The organism is Algoriphagus zhangzhouensis (assembly GCF_900148515.1).
Taxonomy (GTDB): Bacteria; Bacteroidota; Bacteroidia; order Cytophagales; family Cyclobacteriaceae; genus Algoriphagus; species Algoriphagus zhangzhouensis.
The window spans coordinates 718,552-744,176 of record NZ_FRXN01000001.1; the positions used below are offsets into that span (position 1 = coordinate 718,552).

Annotated in this window: 21 protein-coding genes; 8 read left to right on the top strand and 13 right to left on the bottom strand. The window is 37.8% G+C overall.

Features of this window, described 5'->3' with window-relative positions:
* Window positions 1–14 precede the first annotated feature (14 nt).
* A complete protein-coding gene (gene serA, locus BUF13_RS03085; RefSeq protein ID WP_073570266.1) occupies window positions 15–1,907 on the top strand; it encodes a phosphoglycerate dehydrogenase in 1,893 nt (630 codons plus the stop codon).
* A gap of 790 nt (window positions 1,908–2,697) precedes the next feature.
* Here the strand turns inward: serA and BUF13_RS03090 are convergent.
* The 3 genes from BUF13_RS03090 to BUF13_RS03100 form a co-directional block, all read right to left on the bottom strand.
* Entirely contained in the window at window positions 2,698–3,141 is a 444-nt protein-coding gene (locus BUF13_RS03090; RefSeq protein ID WP_073570267.1) for a DinB family protein, read from the bottom strand.
* A 36-nt stretch (window positions 3,142–3,177) separates the two neighbouring features.
* Entirely contained in the window at window positions 3,178–3,999 is an 822-nt protein-coding gene (locus tag BUF13_RS03095) for an N-acetylmuramidase domain-containing protein (RefSeq protein WP_073570268.1), read from the bottom strand.
* Between the two features lie 67 nt (window positions 4,000–4,066).
* Complete coding sequence (locus BUF13_RS03100) at window positions 4,067–5,422, bottom strand: DEAD/DEAH box helicase (protein WP_073570269.1); 1,356 nt, start codon at window positions 5,420–5,422, stop codon at window positions 4,067–4,069.
* 183 nt (window positions 5,423–5,605) lie between these two features.
* Here BUF13_RS03100 and BUF13_RS03105 point away from each other — a divergent pair, with 183 nt between their 5' ends.
* The 4 genes from BUF13_RS03105 to BUF13_RS03120 all read left to right on the top strand — a co-directional run bounded on the left by BUF13_RS03105 (window position 5,606) and on the right by BUF13_RS03120 (window position 10,705).
* Window positions 5,606–6,670: a carboxypeptidase-like regulatory domain-containing protein gene (locus tag BUF13_RS03105; RefSeq protein ID WP_073570270.1), complete on the top strand. Its 1,065-nt coding sequence runs from the start codon at window positions 5,606–5,608 to the stop codon at window positions 6,668–6,670.
* A gap of 15 nt (window positions 6,671–6,685) precedes the next feature.
* Window positions 6,686–8,554: a gamma-glutamyltransferase family protein gene (locus tag BUF13_RS03110; protein ID WP_073570271.1), complete on the top strand. Its 1,869-nt coding sequence runs from the start codon at window positions 6,686–6,688 to the stop codon at window positions 8,552–8,554.
* 178 nt (window positions 8,555–8,732) lie between these two features.
* Entirely contained in the window at window positions 8,733–10,190 is a 1,458-nt protein-coding gene (locus BUF13_RS03115; RefSeq protein WP_073570272.1) for an amidohydrolase, read from the top strand.
* 53 nt (window positions 10,191–10,243) lie between these two features.
* Window positions 10,244–10,705 carry a DUF4440 domain-containing protein gene (locus BUF13_RS03120; protein WP_243839688.1) on the top strand — a complete coding sequence of 154 codons (462 nt, stop codon included), beginning with the start codon at window positions 10,244–10,246 and terminating at the stop codon, window positions 10,703–10,705.
* A gap of 8 nt (window positions 10,706–10,713) precedes the next feature.
* Here the strand turns inward: BUF13_RS03120 and BUF13_RS03125 are convergent, their stop codons facing one another.
* From BUF13_RS03125 to BUF13_RS03145, 5 genes are all read right to left on the bottom strand, one after another.
* A complete protein-coding gene (locus BUF13_RS03125; protein WP_073570273.1) occupies window positions 10,714–11,052 on the bottom strand; it encodes a hypothetical protein in 339 nt (112 codons plus the stop codon).
* A gap of 66 nt (window positions 11,053–11,118) precedes the next feature.
* Window positions 11,119–12,786 (bottom strand): DUF6909 family protein, encoded by a 1,668-nt coding sequence (locus BUF13_RS03130; RefSeq protein WP_073570274.1) that lies wholly within the window; start codon window positions 12,784–12,786, stop codon window positions 11,119–11,121.
* 178 nt (window positions 12,787–12,964) lie between these two features.
* Window positions 12,965–13,543: a peptide-methionine (S)-S-oxide reductase MsrA gene (gene msrA / locus BUF13_RS03135; RefSeq protein WP_073570275.1), complete on the bottom strand. Its 579-nt coding sequence runs from the start codon at window positions 13,541–13,543 to the stop codon at window positions 12,965–12,967.
* Window positions 13,540–13,791 (bottom strand): DUF3253 domain-containing protein, encoded by a 252-nt coding sequence (locus tag BUF13_RS03140; protein ID WP_134204316.1) that lies wholly within the window; start codon window positions 13,789–13,791, stop codon window positions 13,540–13,542. The genes msrA and BUF13_RS03140 overlap by 4 nt, the downstream gene beginning before the upstream one ends.
* 78 nt (window positions 13,792–13,869) lie before the next feature.
* Entirely contained in the window at window positions 13,870–14,412 is a 543-nt protein-coding gene (locus tag BUF13_RS03145) for a class I SAM-dependent methyltransferase (protein WP_073570277.1), read from the bottom strand.
* A 477-nt stretch (window positions 14,413–14,889) separates the two neighbouring features.
* On the opposite strand from BUF13_RS03145, the gene BUF13_RS03150 reads away from it, so the two are divergent.
* Window positions 14,890–16,512: an LTA synthase family protein gene (locus BUF13_RS03150; RefSeq protein WP_166669805.1), complete on the top strand. Its 1,623-nt coding sequence runs from the start codon at window positions 14,890–14,892 to the stop codon at window positions 16,510–16,512.
* On the opposite strand, the gene BUF13_RS03155 is transcribed toward BUF13_RS03150, so the two are convergent.
* From BUF13_RS03155 to BUF13_RS03175, 5 genes are read right to left on the bottom strand one after another with little or no spacing between them, the layout of a single operon-like run.
* Window positions 16,509–17,687 carry a hypothetical protein gene (locus BUF13_RS03155; RefSeq protein ID WP_073570279.1) on the bottom strand — a complete coding sequence of 393 codons (1,179 nt, stop codon included), beginning with the start codon at window positions 17,685–17,687 and terminating at the stop codon, window positions 16,509–16,511. The genes BUF13_RS03150 and BUF13_RS03155 overlap by 4 nt on opposite strands.
* Before the next feature lie 5 nt (window positions 17,688–17,692).
* Complete coding sequence (locus tag BUF13_RS03160) at window positions 17,693–18,922, bottom strand: YaiO family outer membrane beta-barrel protein (RefSeq protein WP_073570280.1); 1,230 nt, start codon at window positions 18,920–18,922, stop codon at window positions 17,693–17,695.
* Window positions 18,919–20,382 (bottom strand): glycosyltransferase family 2 protein, encoded by a 1,464-nt coding sequence (locus BUF13_RS03165; RefSeq protein WP_073570281.1) that lies wholly within the window; start codon window positions 20,380–20,382, stop codon window positions 18,919–18,921. The genes BUF13_RS03160 and BUF13_RS03165 overlap by 4 nt, the downstream gene beginning before the upstream one ends.
* Entirely contained in the window at window positions 20,375–21,901 is a 1,527-nt protein-coding gene (locus BUF13_RS03170) for a HEAT repeat domain-containing protein (protein ID WP_073570282.1), read from the bottom strand. Before BUF13_RS03170 ends, BUF13_RS03165 begins: the two co-directional genes overlap by 8 nt.
* Window positions 21,902–21,947: 46 nt before the next feature.
* Window positions 21,948–22,307, bottom strand: a complete 360-nt coding sequence (locus tag BUF13_RS03175) for a response regulator transcription factor (protein ID WP_073570283.1) — start codon at window positions 22,305–22,307, stop codon at window positions 21,948–21,950.
* Between the two features lie 228 nt (window positions 22,308–22,535).
* Between BUF13_RS03175 and BUF13_RS03185 the strand changes: the two genes are divergently transcribed.
* Together BUF13_RS03185 and BUF13_RS03190 are read left to right on the top strand one after the other, a co-directional pair.
* Window positions 22,536–24,230 (top strand): amidohydrolase family protein, encoded by a 1,695-nt coding sequence (locus BUF13_RS03185; protein WP_073570827.1) that lies wholly within the window; start codon window positions 22,536–22,538, stop codon window positions 24,228–24,230.
* A gap of 3 nt (window positions 24,231–24,233) precedes the next feature.
* Window positions 24,234–25,622 carry an amidohydrolase family protein gene (locus BUF13_RS03190; RefSeq protein WP_073570285.1) on the top strand — a complete coding sequence of 463 codons (1,389 nt, stop codon included), beginning with the start codon at window positions 24,234–24,236 and terminating at the stop codon, window positions 25,620–25,622.
* Window positions 25,623–25,625 lie beyond the last annotated feature (3 nt).

Sequence of the window (25,625 nt, forward strand, 5' to 3'; positions counted from 1 at the left end):
AATAGACCCTACTCATGCCTCAAACCAAAAAATTCATCATTGATTTTGACAGTACCTTTACTCAGGTAGAAGCTCTGGATATCTTGGGAGAAATCTCTTTGCAAGGAGATCCAAAAGCAAATGAAAAACTTCAAGCAATCAAAGATATAACTGATAAGGGAATGGAAGGCTCATTGACTTTTCGTGAAAGTCTAGAGCAGCGATTAGATATCCTTCAAGCAACCCAAGCTCAGATTTCTGATTTGATCGATGCTTTGAAGCAAAAAGTATCTAAATCATTTGAGAGAAATAAAGAATTTCTTCAGGAAAATGCTGAAGACATATTCATTGTTTCCAATGGATTTAAAGATTTCATTATTCCTATTGTTGGTGAATTCGGAATCAAAAAAGAAAATGTATTTGCCAATGACTTTGTCTATGATGAAGTGGGTAATATCGTCGACTTTAATAGAGAAAACCCTCTTTCTAAAAACAACGGAAAAGCGGAAACCATCAAACAAATCAATTTAGATGGCGATATTTATGTAATCGGTGATGGATATACCGATTATGAAATCAAAGCTTCAGGTCTTGCTAACAAGTTTTATGCTTTCACTGAAAATATTCACAGACCGAAAGTAACTTCGAAAGCGGATCATGTTGCTCTTAGTTTAGACGAAATTCTATACATCAATAATTTGAACAAGAAATTCTCCTACCCAAAAAGCCGAATTAAAGTTCTTCTTCTTGAGAATGTTCACCCTATCGGAGTGGAATTATTAAAAGAAGAAGGCTATCAGGTGGAAGTCGTGGCATCCGCCATGAGCGAAGATGAGTTATGCGAAAAGATCAAGAATGTTTCAATCCTTGGTATTCGTTCCAAGACTAATGTGACCAAGAAGGTCTTAGAAAATGCGAATCGATTGATCTCAATTGGAGCATTTTGTATTGGAACCAATCAAATTGACCTGGAGACTTGTCAGGAAAAAGGAATTGCAGTATTCAATGCACCTTTTAGCAATACTAGATCTGTGGTAGAAATGGCGATCGCGGAAATCATCTTCTTGATGAGAAACTTCCATGATAAGTCTCTGAGTATGCACCAGACCAAATGGGATAAATCAGCAACTGGAAGCTTTGAAATTCGTGGTAAAAAGCTAGGTATTATTGGGTACGGAAATATTGGTGCTCAACTTTCAGTTTTGGCTGAAAACATGGGGATGAATGTTTTCTACTACGATGTAGTTGAAAAGTTAGCTCTAGGAAATGCTACGAAACTTGATTCTTTGGATGAGCTATTAAGTACTTGTGATGTTATTTCACTCCATGTGGATGGAAGAAAAGATAATAAGTGCCTGATTGATGCTGACAAGATCAATAAAATGAAAAAGGGTGCTTACCTAGTGAACTTGAGCCGTGGTCATGTGGTAGAAATCCCAGCTTTGAAAGAAGCAATACTTTCTGGTCATTTGGCTGGTTGTGCAGTAGATGTATTCCCTGAAGAGCCTAAAAACAATTCAGAACCATTTGTTTCTGAATTAATCGGTTTGCCAAATACAATACTTACCCCACACATCGGTGGAAGTACTTTGGAAGCACAGCAAAATATTGCCCGATTCGTTCCGGGTAAAATCATGGAATATGTGAATACCGGAAACACTTTCAACTCGGTGAATTTCCCTAATATTCAACTTCCTTTCTTGAAAGATGCACATCGATTGATCCATATCCACCAGAACGAACCAGGGGTTTTGGCTAAAATCAATCAAGTTTTGGCTAATTATGAAATCAACATCAATGGTCAGTATTTAAAGACCAATGAAAAAATCGGTTATGTAATTACCGACATTGACAAGGCATATACTGAGGAAGCGATTGAAGCACTTAAAGCCATCCCGGGAACAATAAGGTTTAGAATTCTTTATTAATTAATAATTGAGTTTGTCACATTGAGCGGAGTCGAAATGTATTATTAAAAATATTTCTTTTATCTCGCTTTCAATATTATTAATAAGGGTTGATTCAGTTAAAATTGAATCAACCCTTAATTTTTAAATAAAAACAATTCAGTATATAACTTTATCGTCCTTTTTCCTATAGGTGAAAAAGGACCAATCCCGACAGCTGTACGGGACCACCGCTGTTCATTTTTGGGTTAAAATCAATTTCCTACCCACACGTCGGCAAACTCCTCAATTTTGCATTGACTCTTGTCTAAACTTGAAGTATGTGCTAGAAAAATTTTCGTCAAACAAGCCTGCCTGCTGCAGGCAAGCCTCCTAGTTGCAGCCCTCACAATTGTTTTCTTAACACCCAAAACTGAAAGGCGGGTCCAGACTAAAATTGATATTCTTGACTTGATTTATAGTTGTCTATTTTCTAATGGTCTAAAATTTTCCACCGGATATAAACTATACCATTTGCTTTGAAGTGGCTGGTGACGGATTGAGGTCAACAAGCGTTAAGAAAATCGGCTAGTTCCGAACTTGTTCGGAAATCCGGCGATTTTTAGCGTTTGACCCAAACCGGCAGAAAATGACCGAAGGCATTTTCAAGCCAATTCAAGCAAAAGACTTTGGGGGACTTTTGGTCTTTCAAAAGTGCCAAACATAGAAGCCTTGTCTTATCCTTTTTCTATGTTCCAAGATTATAAAAAAACTTTCCCCAACAATTTTGGCCCTAATTTTAAGAAAAAACATATAAAACTATATTGTTTTTTTAAGCTTCTAATGCCCTTCTGAGGTAATTTATTTGTCCTAGATGATAGTTGAAATGACCATATAAGTGATTCAAAAAGAAAGCATAAGTCATTGGTCTACCAAATTTTTCATCTGGATATAATTCATCCAATTTTTGATCCGATAATCCTTCCAAACTGCTTGTAACTTGTTTGATAACCAAATTAATTTCTTCAAGCATTTCATCTCTATATACCCCTTTTCCATTGAATTCAAACTCTCGGTCTCTTACATAATCAAAGCCTCCCATATCATGGCAGATAAATGTTCGAAGGTTACCGATTAAATGAAGGGCAAGGTTACCAGATGAATTGGTAATTACTCCTGTTGTTTCCCAAAGTTTTTCTTCGGATTGGAAGGCTTTCAATTCATTTTGCAAACGTTTTAAATCACGTTCGAATAGTTCTGTTAAAGATTTAAGCATGGTTGGTGATAAACTTTAAAAATTTGTGATTGGTCATTATTTATAACGGAGGTAAGCTCTTTCCATTTTCTCATCATATTTGTTTTGAGCTTGAGCAGGTCCATTATAACATATGGCAAACTTAGTCCAATTGAGAGATTTTAGGTGAACTAAACATCCGAATTTTAGTAAATATTTACCAAATGCTTCCAGATGATTTCGCTCATGTTTTTCCATTTCATCCACAAATTCTGAAATAGAGTCATATCCTAAAGCATTATAATGAAACCCCATAATTTGATAGCTCCCCCAGGAACAAGATGCTAGTGCTGCGTCTTTGATCATTGGATTAACTCCAAGATTAACCGCTTTTTCAAGTCTTTCATATTCTCTCGTTCCTCCTAAATAATGCTGTTTGGTCCATTTAGGATAGAGAATATCAGAATTATTAAAATTGGAAAGAGAAGTAGGATCCACTCCTCTATTTTTCAGTTCCTTCCAAAAAATATGACCTTCAAATAGAATTTTGGGCCGACCATCAATTAAAAAGCCTTTTCCGCTGCTTTCTACTTCATTGACAGCTTTGACTGCAGCCAATTCAAGTCCGTATTGATCCGCGAAATTTATTAAATCCTGTTCTTCCAAAAATTTGCCACCAAAGGCATCAGCAGGATTGGTTTTTTCAATAATTATAGTCCAAGTTTTAATACCCACTTTGCCATCTACCACTAGATGGTTTTTGGATTGAAAATCAATAACAGCTAACTCAGTACTTTTTCCAAAATAACCAGTAGCTGTAATTTGATAACCTAATTTTGCCAGGAGCTCCTGTAAAAATGCAACGCTGGAGCCACGGCTTTTATATTTAACAAAGTCCATGACATGAAAAATTTTAGATCTGTTCTAAAAGTTACCAGTTGCCATGGACAATTCCAATATTTAGAGCTTATTCCCCATTATCTACCACATTCTTTCTTGGACCAAATCTGCCTGGTTTTTTGGCTGTTCCACTTGGATTTGGCTCCTGATTCGGCTTAGATTGTTGTGGTTGGGAAGAAGCTTGATCATTACTTCTTTTCTTGAAGTTACTTTTCGGGTTTTTATTGAATGGCTTCTTTTTAAAGCTTCCTTTATTTCCAGATTTTGACTTTTTGGGCTCGCGGCTGTAAGTAGGTCCAGTTTCCATTCCTTCAGGCAAAGGCAATTGATTCACCTCCATCCCGATTAGGTTTTCAATTCTGGTAAACTTGTATTGATCCTTAGGATTTACAAAAGTGATAGCCTCCCCTTCTTTGTCAGCTCTAGCAGTCCTGCCGACTCTGTGAACATAATCCTCTGGATCGCTTGGAGTGTCATAATTGATGACCAATTCAATTCCCACAACATCTATACCCCTTGAAATAATATCAGTTCCAATCAAAATCTTTACAGACTTGTTTTTGAAAGCTGACATGATCTTCTCACGTTCCACCTGATCCAAATCTGAGTGAAAGGCTTCAACATCAAATTTCTTTCTTAATGCCCTATATAGGTTTTTTACCTTCTCTTTGGTAGAAGAAAAAATTATTACGGCCTCATAAGATTTCTGAGAAAGTATATTTGCTACTAAATCCTCTTTCTGTGTATCGTAGACAGAATAAAAGGACTGTGTAACCCCTTCAGCAGTTTTTCCAATAGCAATTGAAATCTCTTCAGGTTGATTTAATATTTTCATACTAAACTGCCTGATTTTTGGGGGCATAGTGGCTGAAAAGAGAATGGTTTGTCTGTTCTTAGGGAGATAATTGACGATTTTCAAAATATCATCAGAAAATCCCATATCCATCATTCTATCGGCTTCATCTAAAATCAGGTGCTTAAGAGATTTTAAATCAATTTTTCCTCCAGCTAATAATGCGATTAATCTACCCGGAGTAGCGACCACGATTTCAGCACCAGTCACCAAAGCTCTTTTTTGTTGTTCCCAAACTACACCATCTCCCCCTCCATAAACAGGGATAGAACTAATTCCCAAGAAATATGCAAAACCTTGAATTTGCTGATCTATTTGAATTGCCAATTCCCTCGTAGGTGCAAGTATCAATGTGTTCAAAGAACTAGAACCTGACTGGCATATTTTATTTAAAACTGGAAGAATAAAAGCAGCTGTTTTACCTGTTCCTGTCTGAGCACAAGCAATCAAGTCTTTATTTTGAAGGATTACAGGGATTGACTTTTCCTGAATTGGAGTGGGTTGTTCGAACCCCATAGCATCAAGACCTTCCTGAAGTGCAGGTTCAAAATTAAATGAAGAGAAATCCAAATTGGGATAATTTTAGAATGAAAAACTTTCGGCTTCAGCCTGACCAAATATAGTGGGAATTCGTTCAGAAAGCCAATTTGCAAAAGTTTAGTCGGTGAATTCTAGTTTTTACGAGCATTGCTTTCACAAGATTATCTGTGTAACTTTTAAAAAGCTATATTATTTACCCAATCTAATCCTTCTATGCTACCTAAACCCGCAAATCGATTATTGTTTTGCCTGCTCCTACTTTTTATTTCTCCACAGCTTTTTGGACAGGTATTTAATATCTCAGGAAAGACCATTGACTCAGAGTCAAAGAACTTTCTAGATGAGGTTTCAATCACTTTAAAAGGAACAGCCTATGGCCGTGTAAGTGCTGCTGGTGGGCTTTTTCAATTTTCAGAAATACCTGAAGGAAGATACATTATCAGCTTTAATCTAGATGGGTATAATAAATTGGAAAAGGTGATCGATCTAAAAGAAGATATTGATTTGGAAGAAGTCGTTTTGACTCGTTTTGGAGCAGAAGGTTCTGGAGCTGCTTTACAAAAGTCTATTCGATCTAATAATATTGTGGCTCTGATGAACGACCGTCCCAATTTCGTTGGAGGCAATATGATCATGGGTATTCCGCCAGAACCAAAAAAAGTTGAGGGGAATAACTATTTAGACACAAAATGGAATGCGGCTTCTATTCTCCTTTATCGTGATCAACAAATGCTGGAAGGTTTCAGAGTACGATATAATATTGTTTCCAATATGTTTGAGTTGATGGAGCCTGAAAACAATCTGGTATCAGTGATGCCTGGTCTCCGAATCCAAAATATTGTATGGGTTGACTCTACCTATAAAGTCCCACGATATTTCGTAAATGGAATGGACTTTTTGGATGAAGGAGTTCCTATCTCAGGCTTTTTCGAAGTATTGGTTGAGGGAGAACTTCCATTGATGAGAAGGACGATGGCTGTCCTAAAAGAATCCAATTATAATGCTGCTTTGATGGTTGGTGAAAGAAATGATCAAATCATCAAAAGGAATTATTATTATTACCTGATAGGAAAGGATCTGATGGAAATCCCTAAAAACAGGAAGAAATTTTACCTGATTTTTGAGGATCAAGCACAAAAAATGAAGGACTATGCCGATGAAAACAACCTGGATGTAAAACAAGCCAGTGATATCTTTAAAGTTTTCACCTATTATAATTCACAATTTCCAGGTTTTGAACCCATCATGAGCCAATTACTTGATGAAACCACCAATTAAACCATTCACCCAATTATGAAAAAACTTTACCTGATTGCCACCTTTTTGATTTCCTGGAACCTTTATGGACAGGGTCTACCAGGATTAGGAGCAGGAACAACTCCCAATAACAAACCAATTCTACATGGTAAAAACTGGGTTGCCATCACAGGAAAGCCCTTAGCGGCAACTGCTGGCGCTTCCATTTTCCAGCAAGGCGGTAATGCTGTTGATGCAGCTTGCGCCATGATTGCAGCTACTAGTACGATGTGGGATGTACTATCATGGGGAGGAGAAACTCAAGCTTTGATTTATAATCCTCATACCAAAAAAGTTATCGCTATCAATGCTTTGGGATACGCTCCAACAGGTGCCACTGTGGAATATTACAAATCTCAAGGAATGGATTACCCACCTCAATTTGGACCATTAGCAGCGACCACTCCAGGAACTCCCGGTGGAATCATGACCATGCTTGCTGAGTATGGAACCATGAGTTTGGAACAAATTCTAAAACCGTCAATGGATTTGGCAAAAGGATATCCTTTAGAAGCTCAAACTGCCAATGCCATGGAGGCTCAAAAGGCAAGGATCAAGCAATGGCCATATTCTAAAAAGATTTTCCTTCCTCATTTAGGTGAAGAAAGAGAAGCTCCTGAAGTGGGTGAGATCTTTGTACAAGACGACCTATATGAAACGCTTTCCAAAATGGTTCAGGCAGAAAAAGAAGCTTTAGCAGCTGGAAAATCCAGAAAAGAAGCGATTTACGCTGCCTATGATCGCTTTTACAAAGGAGATATCGCAAAAGAGATTGTAAGAGGTACTCGAGAGCAAGGGGGATTATTCACTGAATCTGATTTGGCAAATTGGAAAGTGAAAATCGAAGAACCCCTACATGTAAATTATAAAGGCATTGACGTATACAAACTTCAGGAATGGACTCAAGGTCCTGCATTGCTTCAATCTTTAAACATCCTGGAAAATTTTGACCTGAAGTCAATGGGCTATAATTCCGCTAATTATATCAATACAGTTTACCAGGCAATGAGTTTGGCCTTTGCGGACAGAGACTTTTACTATGGTGATCCAGCCTATGTAGATTCTCCCATGGAAGGACTACTTTCCAAAGACTATGCGAAGGATCGAGCTAAGTTGATTGGTGATATAAATGATCCTAAAATAGGTCCAGGTGACCCCTATCCATACCAAAATGGGACAAATCCTTATTCTGATATTCTCAAAAAGAATCAACAAGGAATAGCAGCATTGAATCCAGAAGACTTTAATCAGGAATTGGATCCAAAGTTCATCCAGGACTTTCAGAGTGGAACTACTTCTGTGGAAACAGCTGATGCGGAAGGCTGGGTCGTTTCAGTAACTCCAAGTGGTGGTTGGATACCAGCTGTAGTTGCAGGAAATACAGGCGTTGGCCTTTCTCAAAGAATGCAAAGTTTCGTTTTGGACGAAAATCTCAATCCATACAACTTACCTGAACCTGGAAAAAGACCTAGAGTGACATTAACTCCAAGCTTAGCTATGAAAGATGGAAAGCCATTCTTGGCATTCGCTGTTCAAGGTGGGGATTCCCAAGATCAAAACCTATTGCAATTATTCTTAAATGTGGTAGAATTTGGAATGGACATCCAAGAAGCTACTGAAGCAGCCAATTTCAATTCATATCAAATGCAAAGTTCATTTGGTGATCATGAAATTCGACCTGGCGCTATCGTTTTGAGAGAAGACACACCATCTTGGATCACCAAGGAATTGGCAGGAAGAGGTTACAAAATCGAATTATGGAATAAAACCTCTGGTCCTTTGAATGCCATCTGGTTTGACTGGAAGCATGGAAGTTTCTGGGGTGGATCCAGCGATTATGGAGATGATTACGGAATAGCTTGGTAAAACCACTTTTCGCAATCAAGACGAAAAAATCTATGAAAAAGGCAGCTTTAGAGCTGCCTTTTTTGATATGTCATATTTTTTCAAAAGATACTGTCTGTTTTAGAACCATTACTTCAAATTCCTTCGATAAAACCCAAGCATTTTGTTTACTTTAAAGGCAGTAAAAACAACCAACCAAATGAGAAAAATTTACTTACCTATCCTAGGAATGGTCTTGGGGTTTGGAGCTGTATTTCCTGTACAAGCTCAAAAAAAATCTAAACCTGATCCGCTTAAGGAAGAGGTTCAGGCCTCAGTGGATAAACGTTTCGCTGAATTAACCAATTTGAGTGATCAGATTTGGTCTTTTGAAGAAATTGCATTCCAAGAAACTCAATCTGCCGCTGCTTTATCTGATTATGCGGAGTCTTTAGGGTTTAAAGTAACAAGAGGAGTTGGCGAAATTCCTACCGCTTTTGTGGCAGAGTATGGGTCTGGAAAACCAGTAATTGGGATTTTAGGTGAGTTTGATGCATTGCCAGGACTTTCCCAAAATAAAGTCCCTTTCAAAAGCCCTTTACATGAAGGTTCTCCTGGCCACGGATGCGGTCACAACCTATTTGGTGTAGCTTCTTTAGGAGCGGCAGCTTCTATCAAAGACTTAATCGATGAAGGTAAAATCCAAGGAACAGTTCGTTTTTATGGTACACCAGCTGAAGAGAAGTTCTTTGGAAAGCTTTGGATGATTCGTGCAGGATTATTTGATGATGTAGATGTTGTGATGGACTGGCATCCGGCTGCTGAAACAAAAGCTGCAGTTCAAAAAGGATTGGCTTTGGTTGATTTCCAAGTAGAATTCTTTGGTCAGGCAGCTCATGCTGCAGCTGATCCTTGGAACGGTAGAAGCGCTAGTGATGCTTTGGAATTGTATTCCAATGGGATCAACTATTACAGAGAGCATATCAAACCAACTGTTAGGATTCACTACCATATCCAGGATGCTGGTCAGGTTGTAAACGTAGTTCCTGATTACAGTAGAATTTGGGTTCGTGTGAGAGACAGTAGTCGTGAAGGCTTGATGCCAGTATATGAAAGAGTCAAAGCTATGGCAGAAGGTGCCGCGATATTGGCCAATGTAGATTATAAGGTAAGCTTGATTTCTGGCATTCATGAAGTATTGGTGAATAGAACCGGGTCTGCTGCCCTTCAGAAAAACCTAGAAACTTTAGGTGCTATTTCCTACACTGAAGAAGAACAAGATTTTGCTAAAAAGATCCAGGAAGCTACTGGAAAGCCTCAAATTGGATTGGTTTCAGTAATTGAGCCAATGGAAGAGACTGCTGAACACAGTATGGGTGGAAGTACCGATGTGGGTGATGTTAGTTATGTAGTTCCTACTATCAGACTTTCTGCCACAACTGCTCCAAATGGTACACCTTGGCACTCTTGGGCGGTAGTTGCTGCCGGAGGTATGTCAATCGGACATAAAGGAATGGCTTATGCAGCAAAAGCATTATCCATGACCATGGTTGATCTATTTAAAAACCCAGAATTGGTTGAAGCAGTAAAAGCTGACTTCAAAGAACATTTGGGTGATTATGTATATGAAGGAATGGTTCCTGATGGACCTCCCCCATTGAAATCAAATTTGCAATAAACTGGAAGCGCATGGTATCTTTAATCATGCGCTTTTTTAATAAACTATAAAATATGAACCCAATTAAATCAACCTTTCTTATTACGATCTTTATTACGATTTCTTTTGGAGCTTTTTCCCAAAACAAATCTGATGAAAAAGCTATTCAGGAACTTATACAAAACTCATTTGATCACCTTTTTTCCAATTTTGATTCTGGAAAATTATCAGAGTTTTATACTGAAGATTTTATCCTTTTAGAAAACGGAGAGGTCTGGAACAATGAAATTATCCGAGGGTATTTCGAAAAGGCTTTAAAAAATGAAGATCGACCTACCAGAACGAACAGATTTGAATTTATAGAAACCAAAGTAGAAGGAAATCGAGGATGGATTGCTTATCATAATTTTGCGACAATAAGCAGAAATGGTGAGGTGATTCGAGAAATTCATTGGCTAGAAAGTGCCACAGCTATCAAAACTCAAAATGGTTGGAGATTGGATATGTTGCATTCCACCAGAGTTGAAAACGACTAAATAGTGTCCTAATCCTTTTCCAGGAAACCTAGCTCTAACATTTTCTCCTTTTGACTTAATGGAGCGGAAACATAAATCCATTGCCCCGTTTTACAATGACAGGCTAAACATACCGCCCCTGACCATTCTGTTTGTATTGACGTAAATCTGGCGCCAACAACTCCTTCATTTTTTAAGTATTCTTCGACAGCCGATTTCAATGTTTTATTAGAAAGGTTTGAGTTGACAACCCAAGGGTCAGCACAACCAGTTTGCTCCCAATAAAACTCCATCAAATTGGGATTTCCATTTTCTTGACAAGCCCCAAAAATCAAAAGGATAATACCTATTACTAGCTTTCTTCTCATAAATCAACTTTCCCCAAATACGAATAAAAAAGACCGGCTGCTACAACCGGTCTTACTTTCTATTCCTTATTTGAATAACTTCTCCAGTATTTTGAAGGTGATTAAGTAAGTTGGTCTCACACCATCCATCCCCAAAGCGCCAGAAGCAAGGGTACTTCCTGTTTCTAAGGGGTTATCAGAAGCATAGTAAGCATACAAGACTTTCACATTGGACCTGATGCTCTTTCTGATTTTAGAGGCTGACTGAATGGCTTTTTGATAATGAGCTCCTTCCATTTCAAGTCCAATCGCATTCCAAGAAGATTCCATAAAGTAGCTGAGGATATCTTTATTTTGAAGGGAAGTTCCCAAAACTGTCACCATACTTCCAGAATAAACTCCTAACCCAAAACCTTCAAAATCTGATTTTTTGAGTTCGTTTTTGAAAGGATAATTATCTGCAGTTCCTTCGAAAACATGGGCATCTGGAATCATCAAATCCCCTTTGCCACCGTAAAGTATACCAGCTTTCCCCATGATTGAAGTAGAGACTACATTCAATGGAATGGCTTTTCCATCTTTTTTGTAAGGTTTCAGCAATTCGTCAAAGCATTCATATGCTTGCTCACCAAATGCATAATCCATCACGACAAAAACTGGTTTCTTATCCTCCTCTTCAGGGAGTAGAATCCCTGGTAAAAGCTCGCTCTTTTCAAGTTTGGCTGTATCGATGATTTGAGCTCCTATATTGGTCCCTGATTCATCTGGAAGGTCAACAAAACCATGTTTCAAGGCATACTCATAAATGGCTTTTCCATGATTTCCTTTTGATTTCACTGAAATATCCATCGCTACCTGCTCTATTTCTTCATAGGTTTTGGATCCAAGTTTTTGAGGAGCATAGATGGTATTCAGTACAGAGTGAAGATTAGCAGATATAATGTGAATTGGCCTTTTGATCAAGTTTAATTCATCCAAAGTGGATTTGATTCTTTTTGCCCATAACTCGCCATAAACATGATGTCCTATTCGTTCTCTCAAAGTAGCTGAGAATGATATTTCTCTATCTAAATGGTGCTTAGCTTCTTCCAAAGCAAGTTTCCCCATATTATACACAATGGAAAACAAGCTGTTTGAATTGTTACTTTTTCCAAATTTGTCAACTGCCCGGACAGTCTCCTCATAGGTTCTGCCAATGAGATGACTTAAATAAGCAGAAGCTGCTTCCTTATCAAATTCCTCTCCTCTCGCCTCTTTGTGAACAACTTCTTCTAACATTGTCCAATTCAAGGAAATCTTTCCTTTTGGATCAGTACTGTTTCGATAGATTTTGTTGGACTCGATGTATAAAAATGTCAAGTGGGTCAATATATCGTAGATATCCGATCTTCCTCGGGTCATTTCTACATACATCACTTGCTCATCCAGTCTGTAGCAATTTCTTTTTCTTTTAGGTGGAACCAATGGAGTCAGGTGTGAAGTTTCATAGCCTTCACGACTGATAAGCCTTACAAAACGGCATTCTTCAATCCCTTTTGGCAATCTCTCCATCACATACAAGAGTCCGTCTAGTTCTACTTTCTCAGTATCTGTTATTGTCCCATAAATCTCTGGGCTCAATACCATTAATGCCTGTACTAAACTTTCACCCGACACTCCCATTGGCTTATAACTGCCTCTGGTAAACAGGTGTCTCATAGTGATGTACAAGCGTTCAATCGCTGCTCTGGACTCTTGTGCTCTGGTTCTTATCATGCTATTTGGAATAGGTTAAATTCAGCAAAAGTACCTCTTTTTCTTGGATCTGAAACTATATTCTTGTCGAAAGTTTCTAAAAAATATTCAAATTGAAGTTAAAGAATCAACATCAAAACATGAATTTTAGGCTTTAAACCAATAAAAAAGTCCACTTATAAAGTGGACTTAAAATGGATTAGTTCTTCAATTTCTCACCAAAAAACTTCTTCAACTTATCAACTTTAGGTTTGACTACTATTTGACAATAAGGTTGATGACCATTTAAATTATAATAGTCTTGGTGAAAATTTTCCGCAGGATAGAAATTACTAAATGGGCTGATTTCCGTCACAATCGGACTAGGAAAAACATGAGCTTCATTTAATTTCTGCTTTAGATCAGTTGAAATTTCTTTCTGGATATCAGAATTATAAAATATCACTGATCTGTATTGAGGCCCCACATCTGCCCCCTGTCTATTAATGGTAGTAGGATCATGAGTCATCCAAAACACTTCCAATAACTCTACCAAGTTGATCTTCTTCGGGTCATAGTAAACTTGAATAACCTCAGCATGTCCAGTAGTACCTGTACAAATAGCCTCGTAGCTTGGATTATCAATATGACCACCTGCATATCCGGAAACTACCTTCTCCACTCCTTCCAATCTCTGAAAAACAGCTTCAGTACACCAAAAGCATCCTGCACCTAAAGTGATCAGATCCAATCCTTGTGGAATTTCCACAATTGTCTTGGGCAATTTCAATTCATTCATTTCTTTGAATCCTTGGGTTTGTAAATCAAAAACTCAGCTTTTGGAAAATGGTTTTTATCCACAGCCTTTCCATCTTGAGTCAGACAAACAACCCCTTTCTGGTAAAGTTCCCAAGCTTTTTGATTTACCTCTTCAGTAAAATATTTCCAATCCACAGGATACATCGATTGGACTACCTCTGAGGGAGGAAAACTTTTTGCTTGATATTTTCTACACATCTCTAAAATGGCTGTTTCTAAAATATCCAAGTGAATAGGTTTTGATATAAATTAGTAACCAAAAGTCAGGGATAAAAGATTCGATTTATCCTGATTTTTTAAAGACTCTTATTTACAAACCATCACAAATGCCGGCGGTAAATTTTTAAGAGTGAAACTGGCATTGACCTGATTAAAGTATTTCTTAAATAAGTTCTTTAATAGGTAGGAATAACAAATTTGAATAAAGGCCCCACTAGTTCCCAAAGCTTGTTTGGATTGAGAAAGAATTGCATCTGTCACCTCTTTGGAAAGGAATGAAAATGGTAACGAGGAGAAAATATAGTCTACTTTTCTCCCAAATAAATGTTCGTCCAAATTCCCAGCAGAGTCATTGATGATTTTGACATTTTCTTGCGGAAATTGCAATCTCATAGCCTCACAAAAAGATTCATTAATCTCAAAAACTAATAATTCAGCTTCTGGATGCATTTGGTTAATAATACCCTGGGTAATACTACCGTCACCACCCCCCATCTCTACAATCAATCTTGCTTGAGACAAGTCGGCTTGGGAAATCATCTTTTTAACAAGGGCTTTTGAACTAAAAGTCAGCGCTCCAGTTGTTCCTAAATTGGAATACAACTCGATCAAAAGGTTGGATTTACTCATATATCAATCTTTGATACTTGAAGATACCCGATTTTGCCCTATATTTTCCGCTTCATCCTTAAAACTTGACAATTAATTATGTCTCAAAAGGCAGCGATACGCTCCACATTACCATTTAGAACACAATCATTATTGAATAACTTCTGGGGTATATCCCTGATTTTTATACTATTAATGACTTCCATTAGGATGGTGGAAATTTATTTAGTTTTCGAAAATCATCCCCTAAATTTTGACATCAAAGAAATCCTTTGGGATAGTTTTTTATCAGATATTGGATGGCACCTATATCTCTTAGGAATTTTATTTATACTATTTATTTTAGTCTCTCTTCTTTCAAGAAAACTTGCTAAAATTTCCTATCAATTTGTACTATCGATTTTAGTAGTTATTCATACCGGTCTGGTATTTTACTTTTATAAGACCTTACTGCCTTTAGGTAAAGACTTGTTCGCTTATAGTCCCGATGATCTTTTAATGACTGTAAAAGCATCAGGTCAATGGAATATTTTCAATCTGATAGGGCTTGTCATTTTATTTGCCTTCCTCTTCTATTTATTTCATTTAGGTACAAAACTGTTTAGGTTTTCATTGACCACCTATGGTGTTATGTCTGGCTTGATGATAGCTGGGATTTTGACTTTTTCTTTATTCGGCTTAGGTAAACCTCATGTACTTAATGAAACTGAAGAAAACATCATTACCAATAAATCCAGGTTTTTGACTGAGCAATCTTTTGATTATTTCATGTATGGTGGCGAGTATTATTTTGATTTCTACCTGCGATCTGGCACCGATGATATGGTAGTTCAAAAAAGCTACACAAGCGACGCCTATCCATTTCTGCATACTGCTGAATATCCTGATGTATTAAGTCCCTATTTTGATACTCTTCAGCAAGCTCCAGATATCGTTTTTATTTTCTTAGAAAGCTTTGGAAAGGCCTATTCGGGTACTGATGCCTATTTAGGAAGCTTCACTCCTTTCTTAGATTCCTTGGAACAGCACAGTTTGGTTTGGCTGAATGCAATTTCTTCCACTGGTAGGACTTTTGGACTTCAACCAGGTGTATTCGGAGGATTTCCTTTTGGAGAAAAAGGTTTTTTGGATTTGTATCAAAACTTCCCTTATCATAAATCATTTCTCAGTATTCTAAGAGATAATGATTACGAGATTAGGTATTTCACTGGTGCAGACAAAAACTTTGATCATGTGGGTAATTTCATTGATTATCAAAAGCCTGTACAGTTTGTAGACGAAAAGGATTACGATCCTAAATATTCCAAGGCTCCAGCCGCATCAGGGAATTTTACCTGGGGTTTTGCAGATAAAGAACTTTTCAGAAATGGACTGGAAAAATTACCTCAAAGCTATTCTAAGCCACAGGTAATTACTTTTCAAACCCAAACTTCTCATGACCCTTACATTGTTCCTGAGAGACCTTTTTACCAAGAAAAGTTGAAGAATCATCTGGAGCAAAACCTTAATATTCCAAGTTCTGAAATCTCAGATTACATGGCTTATGAGGATATTTATATGACTGTATTGTATGCGGATGATGCAGTTAAAGAGTTTATCACCAAATACAAAGAAAGGCCAGAATTCCAGAATACGATTTTCATTATCACTGGGGATCATAGACTACCTGAAATCCCCATGTCCAATAGATTGGATAGATTTCATGTGCCGTTAATGATCTATTCTCCCCTACTCAAAGGTCAAGAATACTTCAGAGGAGTAAGCAGCCATTTTGAAATTACCCCTAGCCTACTATCATTCTTAAAAAATCAAGCTGGTATCCAGCTTCCAGAGCAGAAGACTTGGTTGGGTCAGGTTTTGGACACCGCTAGAACATTCCAATCCAGAATCGCCATGCCTTTGATGAGGAATAAAAATCAGTTAATCGATTATATCCATGGAGACTTGTTTTATTCTGACGGTCAGCTATTTAAAGTCTCTGATAACCTGGTAATTGATCCAATAATTTCACCGGATGATTTGACTCAACTGAAAGGCGAGTTTGAAGACTTTAAGAATAAGAACAACTACATGGTTCAAACCAGAAAGCTGTATCCTGAGCCAAAAAATCAGCTTAACTAATTCAACCCTTCGTAAGTTTTTTCGAGAATTTGACGGGTCAATGGAAGGTAATAATTCCAAAAGAAGCTTTGTCTGTCACGGTAATTGGCGGGTACATACAGCCCTCTATAAAGGAATGGAAGTCCTTTGAATTTAGCAGAGCCCAAATCCCCTCTCATGTCGGAAAAATCTCCTGAGAAATAAAACATTTTACCAGCACCATTTTCTCTGACCACTGCGGCAGGAAAAAATCTCGGCAATCCCATTTCACGAAGCCTTTCCAAACCTTGATTGGTCACACCGATATCGAAATATGATATAACTTCATATTCTCGCTCAATTAAAACAATATCAAACCAATCTGGATAAGGGACTACCTCTGGAAGATCATATCCTAATTTATTGAATCTAGGAGTTCTTATTAGAGGTGTTTCACTTGAAAAATCCTCATCATATTTCATGATTTGGATCTCTCCTGATTCATGGATAAAAACCAATCCAGGGCCCCAAAAAGCCCATTCACCTGGGTTTTGTGCCAAGTAATTTTGGATCAACCATTGAGGAAGATCTCCGTTTTTTACAGGATCCAGTTCATCAAAAAATCGAGCTATCCAGCCAGTCCATTTCAAACCCATCAACATTTCAAACTGTGTTCGAATGGATTTAGGAGTTGGAGAAGCCATCGTATTGTATTCAGCGATAATAGTTTTCTCCTTCTCTTTGGCTAGAGTAAGGAAATCCACATCATCTTGACTCATTCCACCATAGACTCTCTCATTGATTTCAATTTCATTGTCACCTCCGGAGAAATCTCTCTCATAGACTCCATAAGTATCAGCAACATATATTAGGTCAGAATCTGATGCTAGCTTTTCAAAATCCTTCTTGTTAGGCTTGGCAAGATCATTTACTTCACCTTTTTTCTCTTTATCCTCTGAAGGAAAGAAACCTAAATAGTCTTTCTCCTTAAAGTACTCTTCACCGTTGTGTTTTAAGTATTTATCATAATCCAAAGCCCAAAAAAGTCCAGAATGTTCTCTATAATTTGCTCTAGGAACTGTTTTATCTAAGACCATTACGTCCAAAGATTTTTGAGGAGAAATCCACCAAGTCCCGAAACTCAATGCTGGAATCACTATGAGGACAACCAATAATGGCCACAGTTTGCTTATGAATACTTTTAATTCCTGTCCCATAAACCTTAGAAGCGGTATTCAGTACCAATTGAAATATTCAAATCATTCCTTGTATTGGTTGAGGACAATTCATCCCAACTGTATCCTGTGTAGCCATAAATCATAAATCGGGGACTGACTAATTGTTGATATCCCAATCTAAATCGATAGGAATTCAATAATTGAGATAGATCTCGGTTTTCTTCATCTGGAGAAACACCAGAGCTCAACTGGAATGAGAAAAAGTCTTCTCCAGTTTTGAAATAGTATCTACCTTGAAAATTTCCCGAAGTACTGGTACCATCATTTGCTGACGGGATGACATTCAATCGGAAGTTAAACCACCAATTGCCTACATATTTACCCAAAGAGGCTGTTGCAATATGGGTTACTTCAGAGAAGCCCAAATACCTATATCCACCCTCAATTTCCCAAGCTTTTGGAAGATTGAAATAAACCGAAGCACCCATTCTCAACTTTGGAAAAAATGAAGCTCCAGATCCACCAATATTTAAATAAGCATAGGAATTCTCGCCCAAAGAAGGATAAGCATCCAATTCATATAAAGTCCCAAAACTATCGAATCTAGAACTCTGAGTAACTCTAGCGATCAAAGATCCAGTAAGATTTGTCCTAGTTCTTCCATAGAAAGACCAAGTATGCCAAGGGTCTATTTCTCCTCTAAAATTATCGTAATCATAAGTAACTCCAACAGCTGAATTCCTTCTCAACCTCTGAAGGTTTTGAAGGTATCCCAAAAAACCATCAATCTTATACCCCCCATCAAATAGATCTTCTGCTATTTCATAAGCCTCATCATAGGATTCTTGATAATATAAAAGCCTAGATTCCTTGTATTTGAGAACAGGTGGAAGTTGATCATTAAAATTCATTTTAGCTTTTCCTAAAACTTCCTCAGCCTTAGTGTATTGCTCAGACCAAAATAGATTGTCCATATTGGCAGAATAAGCATCTGCATAGGTAGGAGAAGCTAAAATTGCACGATCCAAATAGATACTTGCAGAGTCATTCTTTCCTTCCCAAGCATAACTTCTGCCTACCAAAATCAAGATATCAGCATATTCCGGATACTTATCTAAAGCCCGAAAGGCTATTTTTCTTCCTTGTTGATATTTTCCATCCAGAATTAATGTACGGGCTTCATAGAACAATTCATCCGGATCAAAATTGTCCTGTGCAGCCAATTTTCCAATGGTAATTGCAGAAAATAAAAGAATGAGTAACGACTTTCTCATATACTATTGGATTGAGTTTCAATATTTTTTCTGTCCTCAGCTGTTTTAAAGCCAGTTCGGATCATTTTACCCCAGCCACCTTTACCGATGATGAAGTCGATATGGCCTCTGATTCCCCACAAAACCACTTTAGGGTGAATCAAAATGGGTTCTAATAAGATGATCCAAATCAGTCGATTCAAATCCTTTCTATCCTTGTAATTGTTAAAGGCTATCTGCTCGTAAAGCAAACTAAAGGAGGAAACCATCAATGAAAGGAGATAAACCATCAACAAAAGCCCTAGAAAGTAAACCGCAGAAAAGTCTCCAATCACCATCAAAATCAGGGTATATATCAATCCGACTATCTCGATAATTGGAGCGAATTTTTCAAAGAGAGCCCAAAATGGATAGGATATCATCCCAAGAATTCCATATCGAGGGTTGAATCCAATTTTTCTATGGAGCTGAAGCGTCTCTATGGTTCCTCTCATCCATCTATTTCTTTGTCTGGACAAGACATCTTGATCCTCTGGGACTTCTGTCCAGCATAGTGGATCTGGAATAAAACTGACTTTATATGGAATTTTCTTTTCCTCCATATAGCGTCTCATTCTTACTACCAATTCCATGTCCTCTCCTACTGTTTTTGGAAAATAGCCTCCCACAGCCATCACCAAATCTCTTTTAAAGAAACCGAAGGCACCTGAAATCAACATCAAGCCATTGATTCGGCTCCAAGCCATCCTGCCCATCAAAAATGCTCTACAATATTCAATTACCTGGAACCTACCAAGTGTAGTTTCTGGCGCTCTATATTTGGTTACTGTACCGTCTTTTACATCACAGTTATTGGCAATCCCAATCGCCCCTCCTACTGCAATCACTTTTCTATTGGTCTCTTCCATAAATGGGCGAACCATTCTCGTTATGGAATCACTAGAAAGAATACAGTCTACATCAATACATGCAAGAATTTCCATTTGGGAAATATTGATCCCTGCATTCAAAGCATCCGCTTTACCACCATTCTCTTTGTCTACCACAATCAATCGCCTAAATGATTTATTAGGCGACTTGTAGATCCCTCTGATTGGTTGACTTTCCAATTCAGGATGAAATGCATAATCCGTTTTCTTCAACTCAAATGCCTCAATCAATCGCTGAAGCGTATCATCTTTAGATCCATCGTTGACAATGATCACTTCAAACCGACCATAATGAAGAGAAAGGAGACTTTTTGCATTTTGAACTATGTTTGAAGCTTCATTAAAGGCTGGAGCAATGATAGAAACCCCAGGAGCTATTGGAGAAGTAATGATGTCCTGATAATCTGCGTATTTATTTTTCTTTCGAAAATCTCTCATTTCCAAGGCACTCAATACCATGATTGTGAGGTAAACTAATACCACAGAAAAACTCAGGATCATGAATGCCACCCCAAAAAGCTCAATCAGAAAATAGAATAGGAAATTATACATGATTCAAAACCGGGTCTAAGAGGTGAGCTTGAATTGCAAGATTTTCTTGATTAGGATGGTTGGATATAAACACATCAAACGTTTGCTGATTTAGTTTAAAAAGACTTTGCAGAAGGTTCTTTCTGCTTTGAAAATCTGGTTCTTGTTCGAGTAAATCCAATAAGATTTTCTCCGATTCTTCATTCCCTAAATTTCCAGCACATTTGATTGCTTCCTTTTTCAGTTCAGGATAATCAGAGCTCATGCATTGATTAATGAAATCCACCTCCATATGAGCTCCAAGGACATCATAGGTCTTAATTAATTCAACCTTTTCCTCATCTAATACCTGATCATTAATTTTATGCAACTCCTCAATCAAATCCATTCTACCAAGCATTCTAACTAGCTTTACCCCAAACTCTCTAACACTTTGGTTTTCTGAGGAAAATAGAATTGGAATATTCAGTGATTTAGTGGCTGCTACAAACTTGATAATTCTGAGATAATGCATCTGTTGCCAATCAGAAAGTGGGTAGTTCTGATCCCTCAAAAACTTCAAATCAACTTTTTCAGAAAGGTTCAATAAAGTAGCACCAGCTTGAGATCGAACATGGAAATTAGATGACTGAGAATGTTCTTTCACAAGAGGTAACAAATCTCTCAAATCCATCTCATTCACTTGCACCAAACCCGAAACGACATTATCCCAATGTCGATGCTTCAGATTGGCTTTAGTTATATCTACAAGCCCAAACTTCTTATAGAGAACTTTCAATTTATCTTTGAAGTCACCCTTCATTTTTTTGTTTAGGCTGATGATTTTATCGATCAAAACCTTCTTAAAAAGTCTTTTTTGGAAAATCTGTTTTGGGTAAATCGAAGAAATCATCTCTGGAGTCATTTCTTTGATTTCTTCCAAAGACTTTTCAAATAAAATAGAAGTCAGCGGTTCGATTATTTCATTTTCAAAGTCCTTTATATTATCCTCTTTCTGATTTCTCTTTCTTTTGAAAATCACCATAAAAATGATCATACAAATAGACAGAAAAATGAATAAGAAATTAATTAAAGTAACGCTAAACAAACCCTTATCAGAGAGCAACTTATTCTTATACTCATCAAGGGGTTCATAATGATTTCTAGATGCCATCAAGACCAAATCCTTTTCAGGTCTTTGTTGATCTTCTGACAAAATAAAATCACCGGTATTATATAATGTCTCCAAGTAGGAAGCTACACCACTGACATCGGATCTTTCATCAAAAACAAAAAACCTTAAATCAATACTATCAGCTGGAAGGCTTTGGAATAATGAGTCAATCTCTTTCCCATTGGAAAATTGTTTGGAGATATAGCTTGAGTCAGTTTGGCTCCAAGAATAAGTGGAATCAGATAAAAATTGAGATGAAGAATCCTTAAAAGGAAATTCTAATCGATATGTCAGGCTAGGAATATTCTCCTGTTGTTTGATTTCCTTCACCAATGAAATTGAGTCCTCCAGACGAGAAAGTCCTCCTTGACCGAAGCTTTCGAGCATCAGTAAGCTGAAGCAACAAAATACGAGTATTTTTTTGAGCATAAAATTAACGGAGAACGCGCTTCACCCGAATGGCTAGCTCGTTGGGGTTAAAGGGTTTAGGAATGAAATCCACCACTCCTAAATTAAACGCCTCTAATACCACTTCCTCCTCTTCACCCAATGAACTCAAAACTATAATCGGAACCTCAGGGTGATTCTTTTTTGCATGGTGGATGATCTCGATTCCACTTCTGAAAGGCATCATTACATCTGTGATGATTAAATCGGGATTTTGATGATCGATCGCATCTATTCCTTCATTGCCATCTTTGACCAGAACTGTTTCATAACCATCCTTTTTAAGGCGGAATTGAACAAGACTGGAGATTAATAAATCATCCTCGATAATCAGGATTTTTTTCATAATGTGGGTGATTCTGGATTTAAATATAACAGTATCAAGTAATAAATTGTTAGTAAAAAGCCATTCAAAGAAATCTGAAAAACCTCTCTTGTTGATTGATCAAGGAAAATCGCATTTCATATTTAATACTTTGCCACTGATCAAAAAAAAACTTTCAAAAAATAAATCTAAATGGATTCCGAAGAAGCTTTTATTAGCTTGCTAGATCATAACAAACCATCAAACCCTATGAGAAAAACACTTCTGAAGGCAAGTGTTCTTTGCTTAATGTTGAGTGGGTTTATTAGTAGAGCGAGTCTATTTGCACAAAGTGATCCTACTGGTAAAAAACCAATTACTTCAACATATGCAATTACCAATGCCACAGTATTCGCAAAACCAGGAAGTGAAGGAAGTAAGGCTACAATTTTGATCAAAGATGGAGTGATCAAAGGAGTTGGCTCCAATTTGTCTCTTCCAGTTGAAGCGAAAGTAATTGCTGGTGATTCCTTGTTTATCTACCCAGGATTTATCGACGGCGCCAGCCAAGCAGGTATCACCAAACCTGAAGATCCTAAAAGACCTGACAATTTTGATTCATCAAAGCCATCTGATGAAATAGCTGGAATTACTCCTTGGAGATCAGCTGTAGATCAGTTTAGTATAGATGGATCTCAAGTTGATGCCATGAGACAGGCTGGATTTACATTGATCCAAATTGTTCCTGAAGGTGGAATGATTGCAGGGAAATCTGCATTGGTTATTTTGGGTGATGATAAGTCTACCAATGTGATCAAAGAAAACACTTCTCTTTCCTCAAACTTAAATGGAGCACGAGGAATGTACCCAGGAACCACAGTCGGCGTCATGGCTAAGTTCAGAGATGTTTATAAAAACACAGAACTAACAAAGAACCGTACAGCAACTTTTGCTTCAAACACTGGAGTAGTTAGACCTGAAATCACTCCTACCTATCAAGCGATGATGGATGTGATCAGCGGCCAAGTTCCGGTTCTATTTGAAGTTGGAAATGATCTAGAAGTTAGAAGAGCTCTAAGCCTTAAAAATGAATTGGGTTTCCAATTGATTTTGACTGGATTGGAAGAATATGAAAATGTAATCGATCTTCTAAAGTCAAGCGGAACTAAAGTTCTTATTCAATTGGCTGTTCCTGATGATAAAGCTATCAAAGCTAAGGAAGGAGAAGATGAAAGTGAAGAAGTAAAAGCTTTGAAAGCAAGAGTAAAAGCTTCTTATGATAAAGCAATTGCTCAGGCTGGTAAGCTAGAAGCAGCAGGCGTTCCTTTTGCTTTTACCACTATAGGTGCTAAGCCAAATGATCTGATGAAATCATTGAAAACGATGATTGAAGCCGGATTAAGTGAAGAAGCCGCTCTAGCAGCTTTGACTACCAATGCAGCTGACATTCTAGGTGTTTCAAAATTTGCTGGATCTATAGAATCTGGTAAAATGGCAAACTTGGTACTTGCGACAGGACCTATTTTCGAAGAAGACAGCCAAATCAAACATGTAGTTGTTGATGGGAAAATCTTCGAATACGAGACAAAAGCTAAAAAGAAAAAAGAAGGAGCTGAAGGATCAGGTGGAGCAATAGCTGGAACTTGGGATTACACTTCTGAAACCCCTGCAGGCTCTTCTGGTGGTAAAATTACTATCGCAAAAGATGGCAGTTCATACAGCGGAACTATTACTTATGACGATCCAGCTGGATCAGGAGCTGCAACTTCTGATTTGGAAGACATTTCCTATGAAGGATCTTCCTTGACTTTTTCATTTGGTGTTAGTGCCGGTGGAATGAATTTGAAAGTTGATGTAAGTGCTGAGGTATCTGGAAATACCATGGACGGTAGTATGATAATTGGAGAATTTGGCTCCTTCCCTATCTCAGGCACACTCAATCCAACCTTAATCGCAAATAAGTAAGCCATGAAAAAATTAAGCTATTTTCTTGCTGCACTGGTAGGACTGAGTATGCAATATGCTATGGCTCAGACCCCAAAGGGCAGTGTTTTGATAAAAAATGCGACTGTGCTTACGGTTACCAATGGAACTCATGAAAACACCGATGTTTTGGTTCAGGACGGTATCGTTAAGAAAATCGGTCAAGATATAAAAGCTCCAAATGGAGTAGAAACCATCGATGCTACTGGCAAGTACTTAATGCCAGGTATCATCGATGCTCACTCTCACATCGCATTGGATGTAGTCAATGAAGCGACGGCTCCTATTGTAGCTGAAGTGAGAATGAAGGATGTCGTAAATCCATACGAAATCGGAATCTACAGAGCATTGGCAGGTGGTGTGACCATGTCTCATGCAATGCACGGTTCTGCAAACGTGGTGGGTGGACAGAATGCGACACTGAAACACAGATGGGGATCAACAGATCCTGCTGATATCATTATGCAAGATGCACCTCGTACGATTAAGTTCGCTTTGGGTGAAAACCCAACTCGTGTTCATGGTCGTGGTCGCGGAATTCAGCCAAGAACTAGAATGGGTGTTGAAGCTATTTTGAGAAATGGTTTCAATGAAGCTCTTCAATACAAAAAAGCTTGGGCTGATTTCAATGCTGCTAGCTCACAAAAAGGAAACACAGCTGTAGCTCCTGAATACAATGAAAGGCTACAGACTTTGGCGGATATTTTGGATGGAAAGATCATCATCCATTGTCACTCTTACAGAGCAGATGAGATTTACATGTTGATCAATGTTGCTAAAGATTTTGGAATCAAAAAATTGGTATTCCAACATACCAACGAAGGTTTCAAAGTAGCTCCAGAAATCGCAGAATACACTATGGGGGCATCTGTTTTTGCTGACTGGTGGGCTTACAAGTTTGAAGTATATTATTCAACTGCCTTCAACGCAGCTATCCTTCAGAAAAATGGGGTAATCACTTCCATCAACTCTGATGATGCTGAATTGATCAGACACCTATATCATGAAGCTGCAAAGACGCAGAGATATGGTGGAATGACTGATGATGAAGCTTTGGCAATGATCACAATCAATCCAGCCAAGCAATTGGGCGTATCTGACAAGGTTGGATCTATCGAAGAAGGTAAGCAGGCTGATATGGTGATTTTCGAAGGTCATCCTCTCTCCTCTTACGCTATCCCACAAATGACTTTTGTGGATGGTGTAAAGTACTTTGATATCAACTCTGATGAAGATGATCAAAGACAGCTGGTAAGTGCAACTGAAATGGTTGAGCCTATTTATCTACATGAAGAAACAGCCCATAAGTGTATGCAGGATACCGAATACTTGTTCGAAACTGCTGAGGCATTGTTCTCTTTGAATCAATATTAATAA

What these genes read in the sequence shown, in the direction of transcription:
- BUF13_RS03120 (WP_243839688.1), top strand. Translation starts at nt 10,244, where the DNA reads ATGAACCCAATTAAATCAACCTTTCTTATTACGATCTTTATTACGATT.
- BUF13_RS03155 (WP_073570279.1), bottom strand. Translation starts at nt 17,687, where the DNA reads ATGGGACAGGAATTAAAAGTATTCATAAGCAAACTGTGGCCATTATTG.
- BUF13_RS03115 (WP_073570272.1), top strand. Translation starts at nt 8,733, where the DNA reads ATGAGAAAAATTTACTTACCTATCCTAGGAATGGTCTTGGGGTTTGGA.
- BUF13_RS03095 (WP_073570268.1), bottom strand. Translation starts at nt 3,999, where the DNA reads ATGGACTTTGTTAAATATAAAAGCCGTGGCTCCAGCGTTGCATTTTTA.
- BUF13_RS03110 (WP_073570271.1), top strand. Translation starts at nt 6,686, where the DNA reads ATGAAAAAACTTTACCTGATTGCCACCTTTTTGATTTCCTGGAACCTT.
- BUF13_RS03175 (WP_073570283.1), bottom strand. Translation starts at nt 22,307, where the DNA reads ATGAAAAAAATCCTGATTATCGAGGATGATTTATTAATCTCCAGTCTT.
- serA (WP_073570266.1), top strand. Translation starts at nt 15, where the DNA reads ATGCCTCAAACCAAAAAATTCATCATTGATTTTGACAGTACCTTTACT.
- BUF13_RS03190 (WP_073570285.1), top strand. Translation starts at nt 24,234, where the DNA reads ATGAAAAAATTAAGCTATTTTCTTGCTGCACTGGTAGGACTGAGTATG.
- BUF13_RS03145 (WP_073570277.1), bottom strand. Translation starts at nt 14,412, where the DNA reads ATGAGTAAATCCAACCTTTTGATCGAGTTGTATTCCAATTTAGGAACA.
- msrA (WP_073570275.1), bottom strand. Translation starts at nt 13,543, where the DNA reads ATGAATGAATTGAAATTGCCCAAGACAATTGTGGAAATTCCACAAGGA.
- BUF13_RS03130 (WP_073570274.1), bottom strand. Translation starts at nt 12,786, where the DNA reads ATGATAAGAACCAGAGCACAAGAGTCCAGAGCAGCGATTGAACGCTTG.
- BUF13_RS03165 (WP_073570281.1), bottom strand. Translation starts at nt 20,382, where the DNA reads ATGTATAATTTCCTATTCTATTTTCTGATTGAGCTTTTTGGGGTGGCA.
- BUF13_RS03150 (WP_166669805.1), top strand. Translation starts at nt 14,890, where the DNA reads ATGACTGTAAAAGCATCAGGTCAATGGAATATTTTCAATCTGATAGGG.
- BUF13_RS03125 (WP_073570273.1), bottom strand. Translation starts at nt 11,052, where the DNA reads ATGAGAAGAAAGCTAGTAATAGGTATTATCCTTTTGATTTTTGGGGCT.
- BUF13_RS03105 (WP_073570270.1), top strand. Translation starts at nt 5,606, where the DNA reads ATGCTACCTAAACCCGCAAATCGATTATTGTTTTGCCTGCTCCTACTT.
- BUF13_RS03185 (WP_073570827.1), top strand. Translation starts at nt 22,536, where the DNA reads ATGAGAAAAACACTTCTGAAGGCAAGTGTTCTTTGCTTAATGTTGAGT.
- BUF13_RS03160 (WP_073570280.1), bottom strand. Translation starts at nt 18,922, where the DNA reads ATGAGAAAGTCGTTACTCATTCTTTTATTTTCTGCAATTACCATTGGA.
- BUF13_RS03170 (WP_073570282.1), bottom strand. Translation starts at nt 21,901, where the DNA reads ATGCTCGAAAGCTTCGGTCAAGGAGGACTTTCTCGTCTGGAGGACTCA.
- BUF13_RS03090 (WP_073570267.1), bottom strand. Translation starts at nt 3,141, where the DNA reads ATGCTTAAATCTTTAACAGAACTATTCGAACGTGATTTAAAACGTTTG.